The sequence below is a fragment of the Streptomyces sp. HSW2009 genome (genome assembly GCF_040240285.1).
Classification (GTDB): Bacteria; Actinomycetota; Actinomycetes; order Streptomycetales; family Streptomycetaceae; genus Streptomyces.
Map to the genome: position 1 here is coordinate 1 of NZ_JBEHZD010000357.1, position 8,507 is coordinate 8,507.

An 8,507-nucleotide genomic window follows, 5' to 3' on the forward strand; every position below is an offset into this window, starting at 1 on the left:
GGTGTGCTTGACGCCGTCGCCGGCGGCCTTGCGCCCGCGGTGGACGGCGTCCGGGGGGGGGGGCGCCCGGGCCCGCGCGGCGGTGGCCGGCCCCCGCGGGGGTACGGGGCGGCCCGGCGGGCGGTCGGCTCCGGCGGCCCGCCCGACCGGTTCCGGCCGATCGGGGGCGGGCGGCGGGGTGCCGTCGGACGCGGGCGGTGGGGTGCCGTTCATACCCCGACCGTAACCGCCTCGATCCGGCCATTGTGGGGTGGTTGGGGGGTGGGAGTGAGAGGAAGAGTGGAGTGGGGTTGCGGGGTGGGGCCGGGGCGTGGGCGCGGGCCCGTCCCCGGGGTCGGCCGGCCGCGACCCGGACCGCCCTGGTCAGCCCCGCCCCCGCGTACCGGTCGGGCCGCCGCCGGGCCGGCCCCGGGATGCGTACGGGCCGGTCCCGGGACGTGTACGGGCCAGTCCCGCGACGTGTACGGGCCAGTCCCGGGACGTGTACGGGCCGGTGGCCGGCCGGCGGCCGAGTGGGCGGGAGCGCCGGAGCTCGGGCCCGTACGGCCGCCGGTCGTACGGCCGCCGGTTGCGTGGCGGGCGGTCGCGCGGCGGGCGGCGGTACGTCACATGGCGCGTCAGCGGCGCATCAGTGGTGCATCAGTGGTGTATCAGTGGCGCCAAGCCTTGCCCCCGGTGTTGTGGATCATGCGCTGGAGCACCTTGACCGTGGTCAGGAACTCCGCGTCGGTGACGCCGTCGTGGATCGTCGCGCGGTTGGCGTCCTGGATCTCGGCCGCCTGGGTCAGGAGGGCGGTGCCGGCCTCGGTGAGCTGGAGCCGGTCGGCGGTGTCCGGCGCGAGCAGACGACGCTCCAGCAGGTCGTCGATGTCCGGTTGCAGCTTGTCGCCGACGCCCAGGTAGCCCTGGAGCACGGCGGTGATCTCGTCCCGGGTCCGCCCCGTCGGGCTCTGGCCCACCTGGTTCAGCGTCCACCACTGCGGTTGGCTGAGCCCGACGTCCGCCAGGCTGGCTCGAATGAAGGTGACGACCGCGTCGCTGGCGGCCCAACTCCAGTAGCCGATGGGCTGCTTGACCAGTTCTTCGTCGCTGTGTGAGAAGTCCATGGCCCCGACCGTAGAAGTTGAACCATTGTTGAGGTCAATCGGTGCGACGCAGGTCACACGGGGTGCGGCCGGGGGCCCGGGCGGGTCAGGACCGGTGGGCGTCCACCTCGGCCAGATAGCCGGCCCTGGTCTCCTCGTCGATGAAGGCCGCGAGGAAGGAGTTGCGGGCCAGGGTGCGCAGCGCCGCCTCGTCGAGGCCGAGCGCATCGCGGACGGCGGTGTAGTTGTCGCCGACGTAGCCGCCGAAGTACGCGGGGTCGTCGGAGTTGACCGTCACCCGCAGCCCGGCGTCGAGCATGGCCGGCAGGGGGTGGTCGGCGAGGTCCTCGTACACCCGCAGTCGCACGTTGGACAGCGGGCAGACGGTCAGCGGCGTCTGGTCCGCGACCAGCCGTGCCACCAGCGCCTCGTCCTCCAGGCAGCGCACCCCGTGGTCGATCCGGTCCACGCCGAGGACGTCGAGCGCCTCCCACACGTATCCGGGCGGGCCCTCTTCGCCCGCGTGTGCGACGCACTTGAGGCCGGCGGCCCGGGCCCGGGCGAAGACCTCGCGGAACTTCGACGGCGGGTTGCCCACCTCCGCCGAGTCGAGGCCGACCGCGGTGATCCGGTGCAGCCACGGGCGGGCCGCCTCGAAGGTGGTCAGCGCCGACTCGGCGCTCTCGTCGCGCAGGAAGCACATGATCAGGCGGGTGGTGATGCCGTACTGCTGGGGCGCCTCGTCCAGGGCCCGGGACAGCCCGTCGATGACCGTGCCGATGGGCACCCCGCGCGCGGTGTGGGCCTGTGGGTCGAAGAAGATCTCGGCGTGCCGCACGCCTTGCGCACGCGCCCGCGCGAGGTAGGCGTGCGCCAACTCGGCGAAGTCGTCCTCGGTGCGCAACACGGCCATCAGCGCGTAGTACAGGTTGAGGAAGGACTGGAGGTCGGTGAAGGAGTACGCGGCGCGCAGTTCGTCCTCGGACGCGTACGGCAGGGCGACGCCGTTGCGCCGGGCGAGCGCGAAGGCCAGTTCCGGTTCCAGCGTGCCCTCGATGTGCAGGTGGAGTTCGGCGGTCGGGAGGGCGGACGCGTGCTGGTCGGGCTGGTCGGGCATGGCACCTGTTCCTACTGCTGGCTGTTGCTGTGCTGGGTGGGTGAGCTGCGTGAGCTGTGTTGGTCTCTGCGAGCGGCGGGCGGGCCCGTCGTGGAGCGGGCGCCGGCCGCGGTCGCCGCTCGGTTCACGGCCGCCGCTACGGCCCTGAACTGCGGAAACGCCCTCCCAGCGTAACGCGGTCGGCGAGTTGGTCAGCCGCGGTCAGCGCGGTGTCGCCGGCCCTGCGCCGGGCGGTGCCGCCGCCGGCCCCGAACCGGGCGGTGAGCCGGGCTGCGAGCCGCGGCCCTGCGCGGCGGACCGCTCGCTCACTCCGGCTGCGTCTCGTCGTGCACCCACGCCAGGTACGCCGGGTCGCCGTGGCTGACCGGGGTCGCGATGATCTCCGGCGTGTCGTAGTCGTGCGCCGCGCGCAGGTGGGCGGCGAGCGCGTCGAACCGTACGGCCGTCGTCTTGAGCAGCACCTGCCACTCGCGCTCGGTGACCACCTCGCCCTGCCAGCGGTAGACGGAGGTGACGGGTCCGCTGATCTGCGCGCAGGCGGCGAGCCTGGCGGTGATCGCGCCACGGGCCAGCGCGTCCGCCTTCTCCCTGGCATCGATGGTGGTCAACACGGTGAGGACGGCGGTGGGGGCGGCATCGCCCGCAGGTGTACGGGTGGGGTCGGCGGCGTTCTCGGCCACGGTGTACGGCTCCTTCGGCTCGACTCGACTCAGGTCTGCTCGGCTCAGGTCTGCTCGGTTCGGGTCTGCTCGGTTCGGCTGGCGGGCGGGCGAACGGGCAGCTCGGCGGGCGGCGCAGCTCGCGCGCCGGGGCCCGCCCCGTGCGCCCGTCCGATGGTCCCGTCCGCGGTGGGCGGCGGCGTTCGTGCGGCATGCGGGCCCGGCCACGGGGTACCACGGTAGCCGCGCGGGCCACCCGAGCCCGGGGTACCGTCAAATCGGACACGCGGAGTTGGAAAGGCAGGACGGTCCATGGACGACCTCACCGCACTCGCCCGGGAACACCTCGACGCGGCGCGGACGGAGACGCACGGGCGCAGCGCCCATCTGGTACTCAAGGACGGCCCCCTACGGCAGAGCCTGATCGCGCTGGTCACCGGCGTCGAACTGGACGAGCACAACGCCCCGCCCGCAGCCAGTCTCCAAGTGCTGCACGGCCATGTGCGGCTGACCGGCCGCGAGAGCGGCGACCAGGACCTGATCGCCGGCCAGCTCCAGGCCATTCCGCACGAGCGGCACTCGCTGCGCGCCGTGGAGGACTCGGTGGTCCTGCTGACAGCGGTGACCGCCACCCCCGAGTGCCCGCACGAACTCTGAACCCCGAGCCCTGAGCCCGGAGCCCGACCGACCGGCTGGCCGGCTGGCTGGCTGGCTGGCTGGCTGGCCGGCTGGCTGGCCGCGGCTGCGTACGTCCCGTACGACCGTGGCACTGCTACGGCACGGCGCCGGTGTGGCCCCGCAGTCAGACGGACACCTGATTGTCAGACCCGCGTGCTGAAGTAGATGACGTACGCGATGCGGGCTCAACGAGCGGTCAGTGGGGGCGTCATGGGCACCTGGGGCAGTGGGAACTTCGACAACGACACAGCGGCCGACCACCTGTCGCTGGTGATCGGCCGGCTGGTCGGCGAGGTCGCCGAGGCGATGTCGGGCGACCTGGTGGAGATCGAGCCGGACGAGTACTGGGGCAATGCCGTCCCGTGCCACCTGGAGCTGTTGTACGCGCTGGCCAGCGCCGGTTACGCGGCCGAGCACCTGCCGAAGCCCGAGGTCATCGAGGGCTGGAAGCGGGACTTCCTGGCGGTCTGGGAGCGCACGATCGACTGGCTCGAACCATCGCCGGGCTTCAAGGAGGAGCGGCGCACCGTGCTGATACGCACCTTCGACCAGTTGGCCGGGGCCGCGCAGGACGCCGGCCGCTGACGGCGGGCCGCGTCCATCGGATGGGCGTCCATCGGTGGGGCGTCCGGAGTCGCGCGGGGTGGGGCGTCCGGAGTCGCCGGAGTGGGGCGCCGATCGGTGGGGCGCCCGGGGTCGGGCCGTCCCCGGGTGGGGCGCCCGAGGTTGCCCGTCCCGCGGTGCGGGCCGCGGGCTAGCGGGGCAGGTGGACGGTGCTCGTCTTGCCGCGGCCGTCGTCGTCGGCCACTACGTACAGGCCGCCGCCCGCCGCGTCCGCGCGGGCGGAGACGATGGCCAGGCCACGGCCGCCGCAGCCGTCGGCGTGGGCCTCGGTGCGGGGGGCGGGGATGACCGGGTGCCGGTCGTGCACGGCGACGATCAGCGCACCACGCGTCAGCGTGAGCGCGATGTCGGACATCGGCGAGGTGATCGCGGCGTGCCGGACGCTGTTGGTGACCAGTTCGCTGAGGACGAGCAGGGCGGCGTCGGCGAGGGCGTCCTCGTCTTCGGTGAGCCATGCGGCCAGCAGGGTGCGCGCCTCGCGCCGCGCCCTGGGCACGGAGGCGGCGACGGTCGGCAGACTGAAGCGTCTCTGGGCCAGGCCAGGCGTTTTCGTGACGGTCATAACGCCGGGTTCACATCCCTCACGTCCCTCACGCGTCCTTCCTGCGGCCGGCGGGCGCCCGCCGGACGACCCGCGGTCTTCGGTGCGCACGTCGTTCAGGCGGTGCGAGCGGCTCTGCTCAACGGTCTGGACCAATCGCCAAGTGGTTGGCCCAGATCTCCACGGCCAGGATGAATCGGGCAGATGGAATCCCGTGCACCGTAGCGTGGATGCCCATCCTCCGGAATGCCGAAAGCTAGACGATGGCCACAACTAGCCGCCCGCGTCTGGCCTTCCTATGCTGGGCCGATGTCGGACGCGCTGCTGGAACCCGTGGGTCTCGGCGCCATCGAGAGCGCCCTCTACCTCCGTGTCCTTTCCACGCCCCGATGTACGACGGCGCAGCTCGCCGAGGCCGTCGGGGCGTCCCCCGCCCAGGTGCGGCCCGGGCTGCGGCGACTGGTGGAGGCCGGGCTGATCTCCCGGATCGCCGGCCGCCCCGCCCGGTACACCGCGGCCCCGCCCGGCGTGGCCTTCGACGCGCTCGCCGACCGCCGGCACCGTGAGCTGGAGGAGCTGCGCGGCCACATCCGGGAGCTGGCCGTGCGCTTCCAGGGCGCGACGGCCAGTGGCCCCGGGGACCTGATCGAGCTGGTCGAAGGCCCGCTGGCGATGCGGGACCGGGTGGAACAGCTCCAGCTCGGTGCCAAGCGGGAGATGCTGGTGATCGACTGCCCGCCGTACTTCAGCGCGACCGCCAACGACAACCCGATCGAGGATCAGTTGTTGCGGCGCGGCGTGGAGTGCCGGGTGATCTACGACGCCGCCGCGTTGGAGATGCCGGGCCGGATGGAGTTCGTCTGGGCCTGCGTCGCCAAGGGGGAGCAGGCCCGCAGCCTGCCGTCGGCCCGGCTGAAGATGCTGGTCGCCGACCGCTCCAGCGCCATGATCCCGCTGGTCTTCGAGGCCGCCGAGTCCTCGGCCGCCATCGCGGTGCGCCCCTCTCCGCTGCTCACGGCCATCGTCACCTGCTTCGACCTGCTGTGGGAGCGGGCGGCGCCGATCGGGGTCAGCGCCCCGTCCGACAGCCCGCTGGACGAGCGGGACCGGGAGTTGCTGAGCATGCTGGCCAGCGGCATGAAGGACGCGGCGATCATCCGTGCGCTCGGCATCACCCAGCGCACGATGACCCGGCGGGTGGCGCAGCTCATGGCCCTGCTGGGCGCTCAGACCCGCTTCCAGGCCGGCCTTCAGGCGACCCGCCGCGGCTGGCTCTGACCGGGCCCGCGCCCCCATCGGAAACCCGGGCCCGGCCCCTCACCTGAAACCGGGCCCGCCGTACGGGCCCGAACCCGCCGCCGTCGGGTCCGGCCTCCGCCTCCGCCGCCGGCGCTCAGCTCCAGGCTCGGCCCCGTACGGCCATGCTCGTCCTGCTCGTACACCACACCCGCCGCAGGCTCGTAACCCCGGGCCCGTGCCTCGGGCTCGTGACTCCGGCCCATGCCCCGGGCCCGTACCTCCGGGCTGGCGCGTCTCCGAGCCCACGCCTCGCGGCAAGGGTCCACGGGCGCAACGCCCGCAGACCCACAGGGCCCCCGCCGGGCCCTCGGCGAGCTCAGAGCTGGGGTTGGGGCGCCGTCGCGCGGGGTCTGGACGGGCGGCGGGCGGCCCCGGGCGGCGGTACGACGGCGACCTGCGGGCGCTCCGCACCCCCACGACCTGCGGCGGGCCGCTGCTCCACGCCGGCCCCCGGCGCGGCCGACCCCGTCGGGGACGAGGCGGGCGGCCCCGGCTGGACGCGTTGTTCGCCGGCTCGGTAGGCGCTCGGGCTCACGCCGCGGACCCGTTTGAAGGCCACGCTCAGGGCGAAGGCGTTGGCGTACCCGACCCGGCGGGCGGCGCCCTCCACCGTCATGTCCGGCTCGCGCAGCAGGTCGGCGGCGAGCGCCATCCGCCAGCCGGTGAGGTACGTCATCGGCGGCTCGCCCACGAGTCGGGTGAAGCGGCGGGCCAGGGCCGCCCGGGACACCCCGGTCTTCGCGGCGAGTTCGGCCACCGTCCAGTGGTGCGCCGGGTCGTCGTGCAGCAGTTGGAGCGCGCGCCCCACCACGGGGTCGCTCTGCGCCCGGTACCAGCCGGGCACCTCGGCCTCCGGGCGGGCGAACCAGGCCCGCAGCACCGAGATCAACAGCAGGTCGAGCAGCCGGTCGAGGACGACCTGTTGGCCGGGTGCGTCGCGCGCCACCTCCTCGGCGACGAACGGCATCAGCGGGCACTCCCAGCACTCCTCGGTGAGCACCACCAGCGGCGGCAGCGCGGCCAACAGCCGCTCCCCCACGTCACCGGGGAACTGGTACTCGCCGCTGAGCAGCAGCGCCGACCCGGTCCGGTGCTCCCCGTACGTCCGCACCCCCAGCGTCAGCGCCTTGCTGACGTCCTCGCCGGTCGGCGTGGTGCAGAAGTCCTCGCTGTGCACCAGCACCTGGGGCGGGGCGCCCGGCCGGTCGGAGAGGGTGTACGGCTGCGGGCCGCGCACGATGGCGATGTCGCCGGCGCGCAGCGCCACCGGCGCACTGCCGTCCCCGGGCGCGATCCAGGCGTCGCCGCGCACCATGGTGACCAGCGCCAGCGGCGTGCCGTGCAGGAAGCGCAGCGACCAGGGTGGGGTCAAGATGGACTGGTGGAACAGGGCGCCACGGGCCCGTGCCCCGTCCAGGAGATCGGCGAGCGCATCCATGGCGTCAGCGTAAACGCACAACTGTCCACCGCGTGGACGGACGGACATGCCGTCGAGCCTTTCAGCCATGGTCCCGTGCCTGGTGCACGGGTTGACTGGCCGTATGACAGAGAACGACGTGCTGCGTGACGCAGACTTCTTGGTGGTGGGCGGGACCGGCAAGACCGGTCGCCGTGTGGTGGAGCGGCTGCGGGCGCGCGGGGCGGCGGTGCGGGTGGGTTCCCGGTCCGCCGAGGACGGCCGCACCCGCTTCGTCTGGGAGGAGGAGGACACCTGGGGCCCGGCGCTTGCGGGCGTCGGCGCGGTGTACCTGGTGCCGCCGGGCGAGTTGAGGAGCCCGAGTTCGGCGGAGTCGGTCAAGGCGTTCGCGGCACAGGCGGTGGCCGCCGGGGTGCGCCGCATCGTGCTGCTGTCGGCCCGCGAGGACGGCGAACTGCTCGACGGCGAGCGGGCGGTGCAGGAGTCCGGGGTCGCCGAGTGGACGATCCTGCGGCCGAGTTGGTTCGCGCAGAACTTCAGCGAGGACTTCTTCTACCGTCCCGTCGTCGCCGGTCAGGTGCGGATTTCGACCGGGGACGGGCTGGAGCCGTTCATCGACGTCGAGGACATCGCGGACGTGGCGGTGGCGGCGCTCACCGACGAGGGGCACGCGGGCGAGATATACGAGCTGTCCGGGCCGCGGCTGCTGACGTTCGGCGACGCGATCGCCGAGATCGGGCGGGCCGCCGGGCGCGAGCTCAGCTACGTGCCGCTGAGCGAGGAGCAGTTCACCGCCGAGTGGACGCAGCTCGGCACTCCGCCGCCGCTCATCGCGGTGTTGAACCGGTTGTTCGGGGTCATCAGGGAAGGCCGGAACGCCCATCTGTCGGACGGCGTCCAGCGGGCGCTCGGCCGCGAGCCGCGCGACATCGCCGAGTACATCGAGGCCACCGCGGCCACCGGCGTGTGGGCGGCGCCGAAGGCGTAGCCGACCGGCGCCACGGGCCGCCCGGGCTCGGGCACGGGGCGGGGGGGGGCCCCCCCCCCCCCGGGCGGCGGCGGGGGGGGGCGGGGGGGGGGGGGGGGG

At 73.9% G+C, this 8,507-nt stretch carries 8 protein-coding genes and 2 pseudogenes; 4 read left to right on the forward strand and 6 right to left on the reverse strand.

The features are described 5' to 3' along the window. From AAHZ94_RS23160 to cutA, 4 genes and pseudogenes are all read right to left on the reverse strand, one after another. Positions 1 to 213: pseudogene (locus tag AAHZ94_RS23160) on the reverse strand (hypothetical protein); the annotation flags it as partial. Positions 214 to 650: 437 nt separating this feature from the next. Beyond that, positions 651 to 1,106: a MarR family winged helix-turn-helix transcriptional regulator gene (locus tag AAHZ94_RS23165; RefSeq protein ID WP_349994913.1), complete on the reverse strand. Its 456-nt coding sequence runs from the start codon at positions 1,104 to 1,106 to the stop codon at positions 651 to 653. An 85-nt stretch (positions 1,107 to 1,191) separates the two neighbouring features. Further along, a complete protein-coding gene (locus AAHZ94_RS23170) occupies positions 1,192 to 2,202 on the reverse strand; it encodes an adenosine deaminase (RefSeq protein WP_349994914.1) in 1,011 nt (336 codons plus the stop codon). Positions 2,203 to 2,507: 305 nt separating this feature from the next. Further along, entirely contained in the window at positions 2,508 to 2,882 is a 375-nt protein-coding gene (gene cutA / locus AAHZ94_RS23175) for a divalent-cation tolerance protein CutA (RefSeq protein ID WP_502964754.1), read from the reverse strand. Positions 2,883 to 3,173: 291 nt separating this feature from the next. Between cutA and AAHZ94_RS23180 the strand changes: the two genes are divergently transcribed. Beyond that, complete coding sequence (locus AAHZ94_RS23180) at positions 3,174 to 3,518, forward strand: cupin domain-containing protein (RefSeq protein WP_349994915.1); 345 nt, start codon at positions 3,174 to 3,176, stop codon at positions 3,516 to 3,518. A gap of 231 nt (positions 3,519 to 3,749) precedes the next feature. Beyond that, positions 3,750 to 4,124, forward strand: coding sequence for a DUF4259 domain-containing protein (locus AAHZ94_RS23185; RefSeq protein ID WP_349994921.1), 375 nt, complete (start codon positions 3,750 to 3,752; stop codon positions 4,122 to 4,124). 169 nt (positions 4,125 to 4,293) lie between these two features. Here AAHZ94_RS23185 and AAHZ94_RS23190 read toward each other — a convergent pair whose 3' ends face one another. Next, entirely contained in the window at positions 4,294 to 4,725 is a 432-nt protein-coding gene (locus AAHZ94_RS23190) for an ATP-binding protein (protein WP_349994916.1), read from the reverse strand. 288 nt (positions 4,726 to 5,013) lie between these two features. Here AAHZ94_RS23190 and AAHZ94_RS23195 point away from each other — a divergent pair, with 288 nt between their 5' ends. Beyond that, positions 5,014 to 5,982 (forward strand): helix-turn-helix domain-containing protein, encoded by a 969-nt coding sequence (locus tag AAHZ94_RS23195; protein ID WP_349994917.1) that lies wholly within the window; start codon positions 5,014 to 5,016, stop codon positions 5,980 to 5,982. Between the two features lie 529 nt (positions 5,983 to 6,511). On the opposite strand, the pseudogene AAHZ94_RS23200 reads toward AAHZ94_RS23195, so the two are convergent. Then, positions 6,512 to 7,441 (reverse strand): annotated as a pseudogene (locus tag AAHZ94_RS23200) (AraC family transcriptional regulator); the annotation flags it as partial. A 103-nt stretch (positions 7,442 to 7,544) separates the two neighbouring features. Between AAHZ94_RS23200 and AAHZ94_RS23205 the strand changes: the two are divergent. Next, positions 7,545 to 8,408: an NAD(P)H-binding protein gene (locus AAHZ94_RS23205; protein ID WP_349994919.1), complete on the forward strand. Its 864-nt coding sequence runs from the start codon at positions 7,545 to 7,547 to the stop codon at positions 8,406 to 8,408. Positions 8,409 to 8,507 lie beyond the last annotated feature (99 nt).